Consider the following 17,047-nt stretch of genomic DNA (forward strand, 5'->3'; position numbering starts at 1 on the left):
ATGGAATATAACGAGCTAAGAGACATCATGCTTGATAATAACGAGGATAAAAAGAGCAAAAGCGTTAAGAGGATACTCATCCTCGTCGCAGTTTTTGTCATCATCTTTTTAGCTGTTCTCATCGTGATGAAATTTTTAAATTCCTCCGAAACTAACGATCAGATTGCGCAAACGGACTCTAGGCTGGTTTTGCCGCCTGAGCCGGACAATACACGAAGTATCCCTCAACAAGTGAGCGTGCCTGCTACACCGCCTAACGAGCCTGCGCCGCAAGTAGCACAAGCTAACGTCCCGCCAGTCGCTCCGCCGCCATCCGAGCCTCAGGCGCAGCAGCCAAATCCCGCCTTTGAGCAGGTGCCTATCGTGCCTGAAAACAAAGGCCAAGATAGCTTTGAGGATATGGTAAAAGCGCTTAAGGAAAAAGAGGATAAAAGGCAACAAGATGCAGGTGTGCCAGCTCCTACGCCGACCGAGTCTTCTACTATACAAGGTGCTTTAAAGCAAAATGACGCTCCAAGCGCTCAGCCAGGCGAATCAAAAGCCGAGCCTAAGCAGCACGTAAACGTAGTAAAACAAAAAGAGCCTAAGCAAGAAAAAGCTGCAAAACAGCCTAAAAACGATGTAGCTAAAGAAAAACAAGCAAAACAAAAGCCGGCTAAACAAGCTCCTGCAGCTAGCGGCGGCGATGCTCACAGCGGTAGTTACGTGCAAGTTTTTGCCGTTAAACACTTTAATGAAAAAGCGCCTGAGCTTGGCAAACTAAAAGCCGCAGGATACGCCTATAAGCTATATAGGACGAACGTAAACGGCAATGAAATCATCAAGGTTCTAGTCGGCCCTTATAGCGGCGAGCAGTTAAAAAGCGAGCTTGCTAAAATCAAGCAAAGCGCGGCTCCAAACGCCTTTATCGTAAATATAAAATGATGGTTTTTGCCGTTTTTGGCAACCCTATCTCTCACTCCGTTTCGCCGAGGCTGCACAACCTAGCTCTCGGCGAGCTCGGTCTATCTCGCGAAGCCCTCTATACTCGCTACGAGTTAGCGGACAGCTCGCAACTCATTTCCAAATTTAAAGAACTAAAACTAAGCGGCGCGAACGTAACCGTACCTCACAAAGAAGCCGCGCTCGCGCAGTGCGATATCGAAGATGAAACGGCTACCAAAATCGGCTCCGTAAATACCCTTGTAGCTCGCGGCGATAAAATTTACGGCTACAATACCGATGCGCCCGGGTTTTTGCGGGCAGTAGAGAGTTTTGGACATATAAATTCGGCTCTCATTTTGGGCGCTGGCGGAACGGCTAGAGCAGTAGCCTACGCTTTAAAAAGCCTCGGTGTGCGAGTTTGCGTGCTAAATAGAAGCGAGGAGAGGCTGGCAAATTTTGCTGAAATTGAAAAATTTAGCTGGGCGAATTTTGGCAAATTTAATTGCGGCAAATTTGATCTCGTCGTAAATACGACCTCGGCAGGACTAAAAGACGAAAATTTGCCCGCACCGATCGAGATTTTGTGTCCGATTTTTGATGAAAGCAAATTTGCCTTTGACGTTATTTACGGCAAAAAAACGCCTTTTTTAAATTTAGCCGCCGCTAGCGGGCTCACGCATAAAGACGGCGCTGAGATGCTACTTTTTCAGGCGGTTTTAGCGTTAAATTTATTTTTTGGGGGCTCGCTTGACGAGGCCAAAATCGAGGCCTCGATGCGAAAAGCCCTCTATTTATCGGCTTCTTCTAGATAATAATCTATCTGAGCTTTTCTTAAAATCCTGATCAAGTCCGAGCTGCCCGCCACTCCCGTCGGATATCCCGCCGTCATGATATAGCTTTTATCGTCTTTTATGTAGCCTTTTTCGACTGCTGCCTTGATCGATTTAGCCATGAGCGTGTGCAGCCTTTCTTCTTTTTCTATCACGAACGCCGCCGTTATGCCCCAGCAAAGAGTCAGCCTATATGCAGCCTGCTCGTTGTGCGTTATGGCTATGATATCTATATCGGTGCGGTATCTGGCTAGTTTTGCTGCCGAGCCGCCCGATGATGTTAGCGCGATTATTCCGTCTACTTTTAGCGCAGAGGCGAGCCTGGCGGTGCTAGACGCCATCATGTCCGTGTCATCATAGCGGTCGAAATCAAATTTGTTAAAAGGATAAATTTGCTGCGTTTGGATTATGGTGTTGCTCATCGCTTCTACGACGGCGACCGGGTTTATGCCGACTGCGCTTTCTTCGCTTAACATGACTACGTCAGTTCCGTCTAGTACGGCGTTTGCCACGTCGCTGATCTCGGCTCTCGTAGCCGTTTCGTGCTCGGCCATACTTAGCATCATCTGCGTAGCGGTGATGACGGGTTTAACTGCTTCGTTTGCTTTTTTGATAATGAGCTTTTGGATCGTCGGCACCTTGTAGTAGGGCACCTCGATACCCAGATCTCCGCGAGCGACCATCACACCGTCGCTGGCCTCGATGATCTCGTCGATATTCTCCACGGCGTCAAATTTTTCTATTTTGGCGTAAATTTGAGCTTTGGAGCCAAAGCCCTTTAGTATCTCCCTAGCTTTTCTTATGTCGTTTGCGTTTTGTACGAAAGAGATCGCGACGAAATGAACGCCGTTTTTGGCGCCAAATTCCAAATCTTTTAAATCTTTAGGCGTGATAACCTCGATATTTAGCTTGGTGTTTGGGAAATTTACGCCCTTGTTCGAGCGGAGTATCCCGTCGTTTTCCACCACGGCTTCTACTTTTTGGGCGCTTGCTTGCGTGATTTTAGCGCGGATCTGTCCGTCGCATAGATATATGTACTCGCCCGTTTTTAACGCGGCCAAAATTTGAGGCTGGTTTATGCAGAGCTTATAGTGATTTTCGTCTACTTGCTCGCCGATTATTTCGTCTTTTACAAAGATTAGCGTATCACCGACTTTTAGTTTAAATTCGCTTCTGTCTAGCTTGCCGACTCTTATTTTTGGGCCGCAGATATCCTGAAATATACCTATCTTTCGCCCGAGTTTCGCCTCTACTTGCCTGATTTTATCTATGTTGGATTTATGGTATTCGTGTGTACCGTGGCTGAAATTTAGCCTAAAAGCATTGACTCCTGCTAAAACTAATTGCTCCATAACCTCTATGGATTCGCTGGCTGGTCCGACCGTGGCTAGGATTTTGGTTTTTTTATTCATGGATGCCCCTTTTTTGCGCAATTTTACCAAATTTTTAAAAAAAATAAGTATAATCGGCCAATTTATTTTAAGGAGCAAAAATGAAAAAGTTTTTAGCGGTTTTGGCTGCTTTCGGTTTAGCGCTAAGCGCGAACGCAGCGGACAAAACCTATAAGCTAAAGCTAGCCAGCACCTGGGAGAGCACGACTCCGGTTTTGGGCGATGCGGCGAAAGAATTTAAGCGCGTCGTCGAGACGCTAAGCGATGGCAGGCTAGAGGTTAGGATAGACTATCCCTCTAAGCACAAATCCCCGTTTGGTATCCTAGACTTCGTAAAAGGCGGCCAGTACGATATCGGCTACACGGCGTCTTACTACTACAAGGGCAAGGACGCAAATACTATGTTTTTTACCGCCGTACCTTTCGGTATGACCGCAACTGAGCTTCGCGCTTGGTATGAATTCGGCGGCGGCAAGCAGCTAGAGGAAAAAGTTTACGACAAATACAATATTAAAGTTTTCCTTGCGGGGGATACCGGCACGCAAATGGGCGGCTGGTTTAAAAAAGAGATCAAAAGCGTAGATGATCTAAAAGGCCTAAAGATCAGGATCCCTGGCTTTGGCGGCGAGGTTATGGCGCGCGTGGGAGCGACGATAAACACTATCCCAACCGGCGAGCTATATATGGCGCTAGAGATGGGCACGATCGACTCGGTCGAGTGGGTTAGCCCTGCGTTTGATATGGGTCTTGGCTTTCACAAGATCGCTAAATACTACTACACCGGCTGGCAAGAGCCGAGCGGTCAGACTCAGTTTTTCGTAAATAAAAAGACTTACGAAAAGCTACCTGCCGACCTTCAGGCCGTGATCGAGGCTGCGGCTAACGAGGTAGCTAGCATGCTAAATAGCCGCTCGTTCTTTGATAACGCCGAGTACTGGGCCAAAATGAAGGCCGAGTATCCTGATATCGAGGTTCGCTCGTTTCCGCAGGACGTTATGGACGCGCTTAGAAAGGCGAGCGACGAAATCCTAGACGAAGAGGCGGCGAAAGATCCACTATTTAAGGAGATTTTGGACTCTCAAAGAGCGTTTTTGGCTAAGGCTCGCGAGTGGACGAAAATTTCCGAGTTCTCATATATCCAAAAAACTACGAAATAACTTCTCTCGCTCGTTTCGGGCGGCTTAAATTTACGGCCTTCGGGTCGTAAATTTCTCTTTTTAAATTTTTCTTTTTATTCTTTATCGTGCTTGTAAAATTTTATTTTCGGACTACGTACTAAATTTGAGTCGTTGTAAATTTGATTAGCTTTGGCAGCGGGTTAAATTTGAGGATGTCTATCTGTTTGAAATGCGATTGAAATTTGCTTGCCTAGTCTTAAATTTGAATTCGAGCGAATTTAAAAACGTAGCGTTAAATTTATAAAAAGCCTCACGCGTCCGACTTAAATTTATAGCTCAGTTCTGCTATCAAGCGCTTTCATGAGTGATAGAAGATCGATGTTCTCGAGATTTACGCCCGTTGGTACGCCTTGGGCTATCTTGCTAAATTTGACTCCCAAATCGCTTAGCTTATCCTCGATAAATACCATCACCGCGTCGCTGCTAAGCCCCGGCGTTAGCGCGAAAATAATCTCGGTTACGCCGTTTTGGCGGATGACCTCGCGCAGTTTCTCGGTTTGCTCTGGCGTTATCTCTTCTAGCACGAAGTAGCGACCGCGGTAGATCGCGCTTTGCTCGAAAACTAGGATATCCTTTGGGCTTTCTACGACTGCTAGTAGCTCCTTATCTCGCGTTTCGTCGCTGCAAATGTCGCAAATTTCATCCTCGCTAAGCCCGCCGCAAATTTGACATTTGCCCGTAAATCTCACGGCGTCCTCGATGCTTTGAGCGAGCTTTAGTCCGCCGAAGCTATCCTTTAGGCATACGTGATAGGCGTAGCGCTGGGCAGACTTTTTGCCAACGCCGGGCAACCGCTCAAAGGCTGCCACGAGTTCGTTAAATTTTTCAAGCCCTTTTTTCAACGCTTTCCTTTGGATCGGTGCAAATTTTAAATGAGTGGAAGCCGTCCTCGTAGGAATACTTTAGGCTAAATTTGTGCATACGGCAGATGTGGTCGATGATGTAAAGGCCTAGCCCCATGCCGCTGCTTTTGCTGCCCTTTTCACGGATAAAGGCTTGCATGTAGTACTCGATAGGATTTTGCAGCGGTTGACCTAGATTTCTCACGACGATACCGTCCGCGTCGCAGATAACCTGCGCCTTTTTGTCGTCGGCGTATTTTAGGGCGTTATCTATGAGATTTTTTATCGCGAGCGAAAAGAGCCCGAAATCCACGCGTAGCAATATATCTCGGCGGATATCTACGCTCACTTTTTCTTCAAATTTATCGAGCATCAGCATGTCGCGCGCCTGGTCAAGGATGTTTGAAAAGTACGACTCCTGATAGTTTAGCGCGTAGTTTTTGGATAGCAGCTGCTCGATCTTGCCAAACTCGTTTATGAGCATGTCAAGGCGCTCAAATATCGCTATCAAGCGCGTTTTGTGCGTAGGATTTTGCACCATTTCAGAGACTATGCGCCCCTTGCCGATCGGCGTTTTTAGCTCGTGCATGATCGTACGTAAAAACAGCTGCCTAGAGCGCAAAAGCTCTCTGATCTTGCTAGCTGCGGCGTCAAATTCTATCGCGACCTTGGCGATCTCGTCGTCGGAGTCGGGTTTGGCGATATTTACGTCCATATTTCCGGCGCCAAATTTCCTGATATCAGAGCTTAGTTTTTTAAGCGGCATCAGCGACTTCATCACCGAAACGTAAAGCGATACAAGAAGCGCCGTCGTGAGGATAAAACCCACCCAAATCGGGTCGTTTATGTTTTTCGTATCGTCGCTTTCGAGTAAAATTTGAAACGAAGGATTTTTGATCTGCAGATACAAACTATCCTGAAAAAGCAATGACTGAAATAGTCCCAGCTGCGTTTGCTTGGCAAAGACCGTCTTGCCCGTGCTTATGACGTTTGCGACGGTTTTGTCGCTTTTGACGTAGGTTAGTCCGAAATTTCTAAAATAATTAGTCAAATCGCTAGGCGGATTTGACTTTTCGTATGAGGCGATGAGGTAGTTTATCGCGTTTAGCTGCTTGTTTTTTATCTTTTCTAACGCGTTATCTAGCTGTATGCTAGCAAACGTATAAAACAAAATGCAAACAAGCGAAAACGCCAGCGCGAAAACTACCGAAATCTTCGTGGTTAAGGAGTATCTCATCCTATGAGTTTATAGCCTATTCCGCGTACCGAAAATATATGTTTAGGCGCTTTTGAGCTGTCGCCGATCTTGGTTCTTAGTCTGCCGATGATGACGTCTAGGCTCTTTGAGTCCTTGTCTTTTAGGCTTTTGCAGTTATAAACCAGCTGCTCGCGAGAGACTGAAAAGCTATGTTGTTTGATAAGGTAGCTCAAAATTTCATACTCGGCCGGCGTTAGCGTTAGGCTTTCGTTGTTGTAGTAGATTTCGTGTCTGCGCTCGTCTATCCTAAACAGCGTATCTACGACCTCTTCTTGCACTTCGTTGGTCTTTTTGTAGCGGCGGATTAGGCTCATTATGCGCGCGTACATCTCTTTTGGATCGTATGGCTTTGGTAGATAGTCGTCCGCGCCTAGCTGCAGGCCCACGACCTTATCGCTGATGTCGCTGCGAGCAGAGGAGATGATGATAGGGATGTTGTATTTGCTACGGATCTCTTTGCACACTTCTAGGCCGTCCATGCCAGGCAAGGTAAGGTCTAGGATAAGCAGATCGAAATTTTTTACTCCCGCGCTTAGTCCCAAATAAGGATCTTCGAAATTTGTTACTTTTATATTAAAATCGCTCAAGTACTCGGATAGGATTTGCGCGAATTCCGGATCGTCTTCAATCATTAAAACATTAATCATTTTAAGCCTTTCAAATAGATTTAACGAAAATGATTATAACCAAAAAAAGTTAAATTTTTTTTCCGAATTTAATATCCTCGTTTAAAATTCTCCCCCGCTTTGAATTTTTATAAATAATAAGATAAAATCGCCCTTTAAATTTAAAAATTTTAGGAGATTTTGTGGAAATAGACTACTACGAAATTTTAGAAATCAGTAAAAATAGCGACTCTGAAACCATAAAAAAAGCATTTAGAAAACTAGCGCTAAAGTACCATCCAGACCGCAATCAAGGCGACAAAGAGGCGGAAGAAAATTTTAAAAAGGTAAACGAAGCCTACCAGGTGCTAGGCGACGAGGAAAAGCGCGCGATATACGATAGATACGGCAAAGCGGGGCTTGAGGGCAGAGGCGGCTTTAGCTCTAGCGGATTTAGCGCGGATTTTGATTTGGGCGATATCTTTAACTCGTTTTTTGGCGGCGGATTTAGCCCTGGCGCAAGCAGCCGTAAAAGAAGCAGCGACAAATATCCGCTCGATCTAGAGATAGCTCTTAGGATCAAATTTAACGAAGCGGTGTTCGGCACCGAAAAAGAGATAGAATTTACGATAAAAAAACCGTGCCAAACCTGCAAAGGCAGCGGCTCGAAAGACGGCAAAACGCACGTATGTCCGCACTGTGAGGGCAGGGGCCGGATATCGCAGCAAAGGGGCTTTATGAGCTTCGTGCAGGAATGTCCGTACTGTAACGGCACGGGCGAAACGGTCAAGGATAGATGCTCTGATTGCGGCGGTAGCGGCTACAAAGAAGAACGCCAAAGCGTGAAAGTAAATATCCCCGAAGGCATCGACGACGGTATGCGTATGCGCGTGAGCGAAAAGGGCAATGTATCATCAACCGGCGCTAGAGGCGATCTATACGTGCATATCGAAGTTGAGGCCGACGAGCATTTCGTGCGTCACGAAAGCGACGTTTATATCGAGATTCCGGTATTTTTCACGCAGGCGGTTTTGGGCGAGACGATCACGATCCCGACGCTAAAAGGCACGACCGAGCTAAAGCTACCGGTCGGCGCAAAAGACAAGCAGCAGTTCGTATTTGACGGGCTCGGCATAAAAAACGTAAATAGCAAAAGGTACGGCAGGCTCGTAGCTCAAATCTCCATAAAAACTCCAAAAGAGCTAACGGACGAGCAGATCTCTCTACTAAATCAGCTGCAAGAAAGCTTCGGTATCAAGGCGGGCAAGGCGAGCTACGACGAAGAAGAAGACGAAGGAATTTTGGACAAGATAAAAGGGTGGTTTAAGGGTGAAGAGGCCGATAGTAAAGGCAAGAAAAAGAGCAAAAAGGCGTAAATTTAGGTCAAATTTGCCTTTTGACGGGCGCAATATTTTGTTAAATTTGCCCAGTCGCTCGGGCTTAAATTTGCGCTCGTTACAAAACGGCGCGTTAAATTCGGCATTGAAAATACAAGATGAATAAATTTATATTTTTAGCCGCTTTTGCGGCGGTTTCTTTAAATGCGGCGGGGTGCGATACGGACTGGCTTCAAAAAGATTGCGACGCGGGCGATTTTGAGAGCTGCGATAACTTAGGGCTTGCCTACATCGGCATCAAGCTTGAAGAGTGCGACCTGGACAAAAACTACGAAAAGGCGTTTGCGCTGTTTAAAAAGGCGTGCGACGGGGAGTACGTGCGCGCTTGCGTAAATTTGGGCGTCGCCTACCGCAAAGGCGAAGGGGTTAAAAAGGACGAGCCAAAGGCTGCCGAGCTCTATAAAAAAGCCTGCGATAGCGGGTATTTGCTGGGTTGTGCGAACTTAGGCTCACTTTACGAGCAGGGGCTCGGCGTCAAAAAAGACGCGCAAAAAGCGGGCGAAATCTGGCGCAAAGCCTGCGAGGCAAAGGACGGGATGTCGTGCTTTAATCTCGGCGCGCTTTACTACAACGCAATGCTCGGCGAAAAAGACGTGGCTCGCGCAAAAAACTATCTGCAAAAGGCGTGCGCCTACGGCTGGAATGAGGGCTGCGAAGCCGCCGAAGCGATAGAAAAAGCCGCGAAACGCTAAATTTGCCGAAGCAGGCCTTGGCGGCGGCGCGGAATTTAAATTTGCGCTACGTAATCGCCCGCGTAAATTTTGCGTTTAGCGCGAAAATTTGATCGCTTTTTGCGTCAAATTTGACGGATTGATTTGCAAATAACCGCGGCGAAATTTACCCAAAAGCGGCGAGTTAAATTTGCCCTTTCAAATTTAACGAAAACAAATGCGTCAAATTTGGCTCAAATTTCAGGGCAAATTTTACAAAATAAGCTTCAAATTTCACTCTCTTTTAGCTGCTCGATTTTAGCCGCTACGCTCCTATTCGTCACCTTTTCTATCTCCTCGCTCGTTGCGGTCATTATCGCTTCAAAGCTGCCGTAAAATTTAACGAGCTTTGCGATACTGCCCGCCGATACGCCGGCGTCTGCTAGCTTGCTAGCGCCCAGATCCTCCTTGCGCTTGGTTTTTTGATGAAAGGTAATGGCAAATCTGTGCGCCTCGTCACGAAGACGCTGAAAAAACTGTAGTCGTCTGTCGCCGACGGGCAATGTAAATACGCCGCTGCTAGCGTAAATTTTATCCCTCGCGCCGCCTTTTGCACGGTGGGCTTTGGCGTCTATTTTTTCTTTTGAGATGGCGAGTATATCGACGTTTGCGCCGCTGCTAGCGATGATATCCGAGGCGAGGTCTAGCAGCGCCTGGCCGCCGTCGATGAGCCAGAGATCGGGCGGACTAAGTTTGTCAAACCGCAAAGCACGCTCTGTTAGCATCTGGCGCATCTGATCGTAGTCGTTTGCGTGGGAGAGGTGCATGTGGCGGTAGTGCTCCTTGGCGAAGTTTCCGTGCTCAAAGCGCACCATCGCGCCGACTGCGGCCGCGCCGAACATATGCGAGTTGTCAAAGGTCTCGATGACATGCGGCGCGCATGCGAGGCCAAAATACTCCTTTAGCTCGTCCAAAAACGCGTCGTCGTGGGTTTTTAGGTACTTTTGGATAAAGACCTGTGCGTTTGTTAGCGCCATCTCGCAGATGCGCTTTTTCTCGCCGATTTTAGGCACCGATATGCTAAATTTACGGCCGTGGCGAGCGGTTAAAATCTCCTCTACTAGACTTGCGTCCTCAAAGGCTTCTAGCGTGTAAATTTTAGCGCTCACGACTGGCGCGCCAGCCGGGAAGCTCTCTAAAACGATTTGCTTGTAAGCGTCGTTTAGATCGCCTTGCGAGCTCATTTTTGCGTTCGTGATGTTTTGATACACGCCGCTGATCTTGCCGCCGTGCACGCTAAAACGCACCGCGCAAAGCAAATTTTGCTCCGCGCCCACGGCAAAAACCTCAAAGTCCTCGAGCTTAGCCAGATCGACCTCGATTTTGACGTCTAGGTCTTTGATAGCGTTGATCTTATCGCGCACGAGGGCGGCTTGCTCGTAGTTTTCGTTTTGGGCGTATTTGTTCATCAAATTTACGAGCTTTGGCAGCATAGAAAGAGGATTATTTAGCGCCGCGATCGCGCTCTCTACGACCTTGGCGTAGTCTGCGGGCGAAATTTTGCTGATGAGAGGGGCCTCGGAGTAGCCGATCTGATAAGGTAGATATGCGCCCGTGGCTTTGAGCGCGCTTTTGCTTTGCACGAGTTTAAAGCTTAGCCTTAGCGCATCCAAAAGCTCGCGCACGCCGCGAAAATAGGGGCCGAAATACTTGATATTTTTGCCTCGGACGATCTTTCGCGTGATCTCAAAGCGCGGGAAATCCTCGTCCAAATTTACGTATATGTAGGGATAAGTCTTATCGTCGCGCAGCAAGATGTTGTATTTGGGCCTTAGCTGCTTGATGAAGGAGTTTTCTAGTATCAGCGCGTCGGCTTCGCTGGGAGTAACGATATACTCGAGGTGTACGGCCTCGCTGATCATCTTGTGTATGCGCGGGCTGACCTTGGGCGAGGGGGCGAGCTCGGGCGTAAATGAAAAGTAGCTTTTGACGCGGTTTTTTAAAATTTTAGCCTTGCCGACGTAAAGCAGCTTGCCGGCCTTGTCGAAATACTGATAAACGCCGGGCTTGGCGGGCAACGAGCGGATCTCGTCGATTAGCAAATTTTAGCTCCCGCTAGTAAATTTGAGCTTTTGCCGTTTGGGGTTAAATTCGGCCAAATTTGATTCATCGCGCCTCGCTTGATTCTTTAGCTAAATTTTGCTTGATAGCAAGGCGAATTTTTTCAAATCCTTCGAAAATCCGCTCGCTTTTGGCTAAATTTATAAACTCGCCTTTAGATGGCTCGGCGTAGGTAAAAATTCGCTTTTTTTCGTATGGGTCAGTCGCTTTTTTAAATTTTAAATGCTTTGTCACAAAAAATTTAACGTCCGTCACGCGAGCGAGCCTGCCGTCAAAATTTACGCTAGAATAGATTTTTAATAAGCCTTTTAACATTTTTATACTACTATCGCTTTTTAATTCCTGAAGTCCTAGCGGATGAAACAGGGCGAAAAACAAAATGCCGTTTTTCTCGTAGCAAAAGGCGATGAGCCTGCGATGATTTAGGCTTAAAAGCCGTAAAAATTCCCCGCATTCGCTACGGTTTTTTAACTCTTTATAAAAAGGATTATCAACAATATGTCGAATAATAGTTTTAGCGTCTTTCATAAGGCGATTTTAGCATTTTTTTTGTTAATTTTTATAGCAGGTTGCGGCCACAAGGGTGATCCGTTCTATGAAGTGCCGTCCGAGCCCTCAAACAGTAAAACCGAAAAGATAAATAAACTATAAATCAAGGAGAACAAATGAAGATCGTCGGACTTTTGAGTCTGTTTTTCGCTTTGGCCTTCGGTAGCGGCGACGCTGCGGGCGAGGCTTTAAATTTAACGACTACGTGGGTGGGTATCGCGAGCCTCATCATTTTCGTCGTGGGATATTTTTTCATCGCTACGGAGGAAAATTTTCACATCGACAAGGCTAAACCGGCCATATTTATCGGCACTTTTATGTTTCTGCTTATCGGCTTTTATATGCTGGCAAACGGCCTAGACGTGCATTTGTTGCAAAATGAGGTAAATCACCTGATTTTAGAGATTTCGCAGATTGTATTTTTCCTAATGGTCGCGATGACCTATATCGAGGCGCTTATCGAGCGTGACGTATTTAACGCGCTAAAATACAACCTCGTCTCAAAAGGCTATACATACAAAAGACTCTTTTGGCTAACGGGCGTTTTGGCGTTTTTCATTAGCCCGGTCGCCGACAATCTAACTACCGCTCTTATCCTCTCCACTGTACTTTTAACGATAGATAGAAATAATACGAATTTCCTAGTAGCCGGCGCGATAAATATCGTCGTAGCCGCAAACGCAGGCGGCGCATGGAGTCCGTTTGGCGATATCACGACGCTAATGGCGTGGGCTGCGGGCAAGGCTCCTTTTATCGACTTTTTCGCGCTTTTCCCTGCTTCATTTATCGGCTGGCTAGTTACGGCTTTCTTACTAGCGCGCATCGTACCTGCGGGCAGTCCGCATTTTGACCCTGCGACAGAGCAGAAAGTAAGCATCAAAAAGGGCGGTAAAGTCGTTATCGGTCTTGGCGCATTTACGATATTTTCGGCTGTTATGATGCATCAGCTTTTTCACCTACCTGCGATGTGGGGCATGATGTTTGGCTTCTCGCTTCTTAGCATCTACACCTACATCTACAAAAAAACTAATAAAAACGAAGAGCCTATGCACGTCTTTCACTATATGTCAAAGATCGAAAACAACACGCTTTTCTTCTTTTTCGGTATCCTTGCCGCCGTCGGCGCGCTGCACTTCGTCGGATTTTTAAACTATGCCGTTTCTCTTTATGATAAATTTGGCGCCACTGCCGTAAATATAGGTGTCGGCTTCCTGTCTGCTATCGTGGATAACGTCCCTGTTATGTCCGCCGTGCTAAAAGCAAATCCTATGATGGGCGCGGATGTGGGCGAAAATTTAAGCCAGTGGCTATTAGTTACCTTAACTGCGGGTATCGGCGGATCTATGATAAGCTTCGGTTCGGCTGCGGGCGTTGGCGTTATGGGCAAACTAAAAGGCATCTATACCTTCGGCGCGCATATGAAATACGCATGGACCGTGGTTGCCGGCTATATCGTATCGGTCGTGATCTGGTACATACAGTTTGAAATTTTCCATTTGTATTTTTAAAGGGCAATCATGAATAACACGATAATAGTTTTGGATTTTGGCTCGCAGTATACTCAGCTCATCGCTAGACGCTTGCGTGAGCAGGGCGTTTATACCGAGATTTTGCCTTTTAACGTCAAGGTCGATGAGATTAAAGCGAAAAAACCAAAAGGCATAATCCTAAGCGGCGGGCCTGCTAGCGTTTATGCACCGGATGCGTATTTTTGCGACGAGGGCGTATTTAAGCTAAAGCTGCCGATTTTAGGCATTTGCTACGGCATGCAGCTTTTGGCGCATAAATTTGGCGCAGAGGTCGCTCCGGCTTCTCACAAAGAGTACGGCAAGGCAAGCCTTAACGTCCTAAAATCTCATCCGCTTTTTACCGATACGCCTGAAAAGCAAATCGTCTGGATGAGCCACTCCGACCTCGTAAAAAACCTACCTAACGGCTTTGAGGCGATCGCGACTAGCGAAAATTCGCCTTATTGCGTGTTTGGCGACGAAAAGCGCAAATTTTACGCTCTGCAGTTTCATCCGGAGGTTCAACACAGCGAGTTTGGTACTCAAATTTTAAAAAATTTCGCCAAATATATCTGTGGCTGCGAAAGCACGTGGAATATGGGCAGCTTTGCTAAAACCCAGATCGCTAAAATCAAAGAAACCGTGGGCAACAAAAAAGTCCTTTGCGCCGTTAGCGGTGGCGTAGATAGCTCCGTAACCGCAGCTCTTTTGGCTGCTGCGATACCGCAAAATTTGATCCTGGTTTTCGTCGATAACGGACTACTTAGAACGGGAGAGCGCGAGCAGGTCGAGGTAACTTTTAGAACAAAGCTTGGTGTCGAGCTAGTTAGCATAGATGCGAGTAAAACTTTCTTAGAAAGGCTTGCTGGCGTAACAGATCCAGAGAAAAAACGTAAGATAATCGGCGAAACTTTCATCGAAATCTTTGAAAAAGAGGCCAAAAAGCACGATAACGTCAAATTTTTAGCCCAGGGTACGCTTTATACCGACATCATCGAAAGCTCGGTCGTGGGATCTAGCAAGACGATCAAAAGCCACCACAATGTCGGCGGACTGCCTGATTGGATGAGCTTTGAGCTGATCGAGCCTTTAAGAGAAATCTTTAAAGACGAAGTGCGTCAGCTAGGACTTGAGCTCGGTCTTTCGCGAGAGCTCGTGTTCCGTCACCCATTCCCAGGTCCGGGCCTTGCGATCCGCATAATGGGTGAGGTAAATACGCCAAGCCTTGAGCTGCTACGCAAAGCCGACGTGATCCTACGCGACGAGCTAAAATCTAGCGGCTGGTACAACAAAACGTGGCAAGCGTTTTGCGTACTGCTAAACGTGCACTCAGTAGGCGTTATGGGCGATAACCGCACTTACGAAAACGCCGTGTGCATACGCGTAGTGGACGCTAGCGACGGTATGACGGCTAGCTTCTCGCGCCTACCGTACGATCTGCTAGAAAACGTCTCTCGCCGTATAATAAACGAAGTAGACGGCATCAACCGCGTAGTTTACGACATCTCTAGCAAACCGCCTGCGACGATAGAGTGGGAGTGAGAATATTGTTAAAATCCAGGTTGCTTTATTGTTTATAGATTTTAACTAATGGTAAGGAAAATATGAAACGATACAAAGCTATAGATTTTTTCTGTGGTGGAGGAGGTATGACTTGTGGACTCCGCCAGGCAGGGATTTACGTTGTTGCCGGCATTGATTTTGACAAAGACGCAAAAGAAACATATGAATATAATAACAAAGGAAGTGTTTTTATTCATTCAGATATTCGGAAATTAAAAATTGATTACTTTGAGCAGAACTTTCATATTAATCGAAATGATGATAACTTGATATTTGCGGGATGCAGTCCTTGTCAATTTTACAGCATAATCAATTCAGATAAGACCAACTCGCTACAATCTAAAGATTTATTAATGGATTTTGCTCGTTTTGTAGCGTATTATACTCCAGGCTACATTCTTGTTGAAAATGTCCCTGGAATAATAACCAATAAAGATAGCGTCTTACCGCGATTCCTTACTGAGTTAAAAAAAATAGGCTACGAAAACATTATATATAAAGTAATTGATATGAGTCGTTACGGGATTCCTCAAAATAGGAGACGATTTTCATTAATAGCAACACGCTTAAAAAATATGCGTATTTGTTTGCCGGTTGAGAGTACGGGAATGATTACTCTTGATAAAGTTATCGGTAAAAAAAATGGTTTTCCTGAAGTAAAAGCTGGATATCGAGATGATAGCGATTTTTATCATACGGTAGCAGGCTTAAGCGATAAAAGCTTAAGAAGACTGCAAAAAACCAGACATAACGGTGGAAGTAGGCTTGATTGGGCAAACGAAACAGACCTTCAACTAAAATGTTTTGTGGGTAAAGACGATAGTTTTAAAGATACATACGGACGCATGTGGTGGAATAGGCCGGCACCAACCATTACTACAAAATTTTTTAGTATTTCGAACGGGCGTTTCGGGCATCCTGAAGAAAACAGAGCTATCTCTATAAGAGAAGGAGCGACAATACAGACTTTCCCGGAAAATTATGTTTTTAAAACTACCAGCATAGCGGCAGCTGCAAAGTTGATTGGAAATGCTGTACCACCTGAATATGCGAGACAATTAGGTGAAGCGATAAAGAAAACGGATTATAGTATATGAAGCAGCATTTTTCGATTACACCAAGGATTATTGCTCATTTTGGTGAAGATTTAATAAAAAACGAAAGTATAGCAATTCTTGAGTTGGTAAAAAATTCTTACGATGCCTGTGCAACAGAATGCAAGGTAGAATTTTATTCCCGAAATAAAGAATTGGAAAAGATTGTTATTTCTGATAATGGATTTGGAATGAATGCCAATATTATAAAAAATGTTTGGCTTGTCGTGGGTACTAATCATAAAAAAAATGCAAAAAAAAATCAATGCGGACGTTATCCCTTAGGGGAAAAGGGCATAGGCAGATTAGGTGTGCATAAATTAGGCAAAAAAATCAGATTATTCTCAAAAACCATAAATGACAAAGAAGTTGAGTTATCGATAGACTGGACGGAATTGGAAAATGCTAAACAGATTGATGATTTTGATATTGATGTTATAGAAAATACGGTTCCAAAACAATATTCAAAAAATAATACAGGCACAACCATTATTATAGAAGAACTAAAATCAAAATGGGATAGAAGGCAGATAAGAGAAATATATAGAAATTTATTATCCCTTAATAGTCCGTTTGCAGACAATAATGACTCTTTTAAAGTCGATATTTGGAGCAATGAAAATATTTTTGAAGGGCTACCGAAACTCGAGGATATTATCGCAAACGGCGGACTGTATTTTGGTAGCTGTATTTTAAATGGTAATAGAATCAAAAAGTTTAATTATGAATTTCGACCATGGAGCTCATTGAATAAAATTGATGGGAGGAAATTGAATTTATCAAATTTAGGAGAGCAAGACTTATATCTCAAAGGACTAAAAGAAGAAGATGGGAAAAAAAAGTTGGTGGAATATGAGATTGATCTGGATGAACTGCAAATAGGAGAGATAGAGTTCGATATTATTATTTTTGAAAAAGATGCGGTTATTTTTAATTATGTAAATGCTGAAAAAAAAGTATTAGCGATTATTTAAACGAAAACGGGGGAATAAGAGTATATAGAGATAATGTAAGGGTCTATGATTATGGTGAGCGAGACAACGATTGGCTTGGTATAGACTTAAAAAGAGTGCATAGGGTTGGTAGCTATGTTAGCAATAATATTATTTTGGGATACGTCAGACTGAAACGCAATGA

The 17,047-nt window shown here is 45.3% G+C and carries 15 protein-coding genes; 9 read left to right on the forward strand and 6 right to left on the reverse strand.

Annotated features, from left to right (window positions below):
- Both CSHOW_RS02735 and CSHOW_RS02740 read left to right on the forward strand, forming a co-directional pair.
- Nucleotides 1-924 (forward strand): SPOR domain-containing protein, encoded by a 924-nt coding sequence (locus CSHOW_RS02735; RefSeq protein ID WP_002948245.1) that lies wholly within the window; start codon nucleotides 1-3, stop codon nucleotides 922-924.
- Nucleotides 921-1,736 (forward strand): shikimate dehydrogenase, encoded by an 816-nt coding sequence (locus tag CSHOW_RS02740; RefSeq protein WP_039895181.1) that lies wholly within the window; start codon nucleotides 921-923, stop codon nucleotides 1,734-1,736. The genes CSHOW_RS02735 and CSHOW_RS02740 overlap by 4 nt, the downstream gene beginning before the upstream one ends.
- On the opposite strand, the gene pyk is transcribed toward CSHOW_RS02740, so the two are convergent.
- A complete protein-coding gene (pyk, locus tag CSHOW_RS02745) occupies nucleotides 1,712-3,166 on the reverse strand; it encodes a pyruvate kinase (protein ID WP_002948248.1) in 1,455 nt (484 codons plus the stop codon). The genes CSHOW_RS02740 and pyk overlap by 25 nt on opposite strands.
- Before the next feature lie 80 nt (nucleotides 3,167-3,246).
- On the opposite strand from pyk, the gene CSHOW_RS02750 reads away from it, so the two are divergent.
- Nucleotides 3,247-4,302: a TRAP transporter substrate-binding protein gene (locus tag CSHOW_RS02750; protein WP_002948252.1), complete on the forward strand. Its 1,056-nt coding sequence runs from the start codon at nucleotides 3,247-3,249 to the stop codon at nucleotides 4,300-4,302.
- 290 nt (nucleotides 4,303-4,592) lie between these two features.
- Here the strand turns inward: CSHOW_RS02750 and recR are convergent, their stop codons facing one another.
- Genes recR through CSHOW_RS02765 form a run of 3 tightly spaced genes read right to left on the reverse strand, consistent with a single transcriptional unit; the run spans nucleotide 4,593 to nucleotide 7,070 of the window.
- A complete protein-coding gene (gene recR, locus CSHOW_RS02755; protein WP_002948255.1) occupies nucleotides 4,593-5,165 on the reverse strand; it encodes a recombination mediator RecR in 573 nt (190 codons plus the stop codon).
- Complete coding sequence (locus CSHOW_RS02760) at nucleotides 5,149-6,402, reverse strand: ArsS family sensor histidine kinase (RefSeq protein WP_002948260.1); 1,254 nt, start codon at nucleotides 6,400-6,402, stop codon at nucleotides 5,149-5,151. Before CSHOW_RS02760 ends, recR begins: the two co-directional genes overlap by 17 nt.
- Entirely contained in the window at nucleotides 6,399-7,070 is a 672-nt protein-coding gene (locus tag CSHOW_RS02765; protein ID WP_002948262.1) for a response regulator transcription factor, read from the reverse strand. Before CSHOW_RS02765 ends, CSHOW_RS02760 begins: the two co-directional genes overlap by 4 nt.
- 161 nt (nucleotides 7,071-7,231) lie before the next feature.
- Here CSHOW_RS02765 and dnaJ point away from each other — a divergent pair, with 161 nt between their 5' ends.
- Both dnaJ and CSHOW_RS02775 read left to right on the forward strand, forming a co-directional pair.
- Nucleotides 7,232-8,404 (forward strand): molecular chaperone DnaJ, encoded by a 1,173-nt coding sequence (gene dnaJ, locus CSHOW_RS02770; RefSeq protein WP_002948265.1) that lies wholly within the window; start codon nucleotides 7,232-7,234, stop codon nucleotides 8,402-8,404.
- 119 nt (nucleotides 8,405-8,523) lie between these two features.
- Nucleotides 8,524-9,117, forward strand: a complete 594-nt coding sequence (locus CSHOW_RS02775; RefSeq protein WP_002948268.1) for a tetratricopeptide repeat protein — start codon at nucleotides 8,524-8,526, stop codon at nucleotides 9,115-9,117.
- A gap of 245 nt (nucleotides 9,118-9,362) precedes the next feature.
- On the opposite strand, the gene uvrC is transcribed toward CSHOW_RS02775, so the two are convergent.
- Together uvrC and CSHOW_RS02785 are read right to left on the reverse strand one after the other, a co-directional pair.
- Nucleotides 9,363-11,177: an excinuclease ABC subunit UvrC gene (gene uvrC, locus CSHOW_RS02780; protein WP_002948271.1), complete on the reverse strand. Its 1,815-nt coding sequence runs from the start codon at nucleotides 11,175-11,177 to the stop codon at nucleotides 9,363-9,365.
- A gap of 64 nt (nucleotides 11,178-11,241) precedes the next feature.
- The gene (locus CSHOW_RS02785; protein WP_002948274.1) at nucleotides 11,242-11,724 is read right to left on the reverse strand and encodes a hypothetical protein; all 483 of its coding nucleotides are present in this window, start codon (nucleotides 11,722-11,724) and stop codon (nucleotides 11,242-11,244) included.
- 137 nt (nucleotides 11,725-11,861) lie between these two features.
- Here CSHOW_RS02785 and nhaD point away from each other — a divergent pair, with 137 nt between their 5' ends.
- From nhaD to CSHOW_RS02805, 4 genes are all read left to right on the forward strand, one after another.
- The gene (gene nhaD, locus CSHOW_RS02790) at nucleotides 11,862-13,253 is read left to right on the forward strand and encodes a sodium:proton antiporter NhaD (RefSeq protein ID WP_002948277.1); all 1,392 of its coding nucleotides are present in this window, start codon (nucleotides 11,862-11,864) and stop codon (nucleotides 13,251-13,253) included.
- A 9-nt stretch (nucleotides 13,254-13,262) separates the two neighbouring features.
- Nucleotides 13,263-14,795, forward strand: a complete 1,533-nt coding sequence (gene guaA, locus CSHOW_RS02795) for a glutamine-hydrolyzing GMP synthase (protein WP_002948280.1) — start codon at nucleotides 13,263-13,265, stop codon at nucleotides 14,793-14,795.
- Between the two features lie 62 nt (nucleotides 14,796-14,857).
- Complete coding sequence (locus CSHOW_RS02800) at nucleotides 14,858-15,913, forward strand: DNA cytosine methyltransferase (RefSeq protein WP_002948281.1); 1,056 nt, start codon at nucleotides 14,858-14,860, stop codon at nucleotides 15,911-15,913.
- Nucleotides 15,910-16,884, forward strand: coding sequence for an ATP-binding protein (locus CSHOW_RS02805; protein ID WP_002948283.1), 975 nt, complete (start codon nucleotides 15,910-15,912; stop codon nucleotides 16,882-16,884). The genes CSHOW_RS02800 and CSHOW_RS02805 overlap by 4 nt, the downstream gene beginning before the upstream one ends.
- The last annotated feature ends 163 nt before the right edge of the window (nucleotides 16,885-17,047 follow it).

It is taken from the genome of Campylobacter showae (genome assembly GCF_004803815.1).
GTDB classification, from domain to species: Bacteria; Campylobacterota; Campylobacteria; order Campylobacterales; family Campylobacteraceae; genus Campylobacter_A; species Campylobacter_A showae.

Excerpts from the sequence above, each read along its gene's own strand:
- CSHOW_RS02735 (WP_002948245.1), top strand. The coding sequence starts at position 1 with ATGGAATATAACGAGCTAAGAGACATCATGCTTGATAATAACGAGGAT.
- CSHOW_RS02740 (WP_039895181.1), top strand. The coding sequence starts at position 921 with ATGATGGTTTTTGCCGTTTTTGGCAACCCTATCTCTCACTCCGTTTCG.
- pyk (WP_002948248.1), bottom strand. The coding sequence starts at position 3,166 with ATGAATAAAAAAACCAAAATCCTAGCCACGGTCGGACCAGCCAGCGAA.
- CSHOW_RS02750 (WP_002948252.1), top strand. The coding sequence starts at position 3,247 with ATGAAAAAGTTTTTAGCGGTTTTGGCTGCTTTCGGTTTAGCGCTAAGC.
- CSHOW_RS02760 (WP_002948260.1), bottom strand. The coding sequence starts at position 6,402 with ATGAGATACTCCTTAACCACGAAGATTTCGGTAGTTTTCGCGCTGGCG.
- CSHOW_RS02765 (WP_002948262.1), bottom strand. The coding sequence starts at position 7,070 with ATGATTAATGTTTTAATGATTGAAGACGATCCGGAATTCGCGCAAATC.
- CSHOW_RS02775 (WP_002948268.1), top strand. The coding sequence starts at position 8,524 with ATGAATAAATTTATATTTTTAGCCGCTTTTGCGGCGGTTTCTTTAAAT.
- CSHOW_RS02785 (WP_002948274.1), bottom strand. The coding sequence starts at position 11,724 with ATGAAAGACGCTAAAACTATTATTCGACATATTGTTGATAATCCTTTT.
- nhaD (WP_002948277.1), top strand. The coding sequence starts at position 11,862 with ATGAAGATCGTCGGACTTTTGAGTCTGTTTTTCGCTTTGGCCTTCGGT.
- guaA (WP_002948280.1), top strand. The coding sequence starts at position 13,263 with ATGAATAACACGATAATAGTTTTGGATTTTGGCTCGCAGTATACTCAG.
- CSHOW_RS02800 (WP_002948281.1), top strand. The coding sequence starts at position 14,858 with ATGAAACGATACAAAGCTATAGATTTTTTCTGTGGTGGAGGAGGTATG.
- CSHOW_RS02805 (WP_002948283.1), top strand. The coding sequence starts at position 15,910 with ATGAAGCAGCATTTTTCGATTACACCAAGGATTATTGCTCATTTTGGT.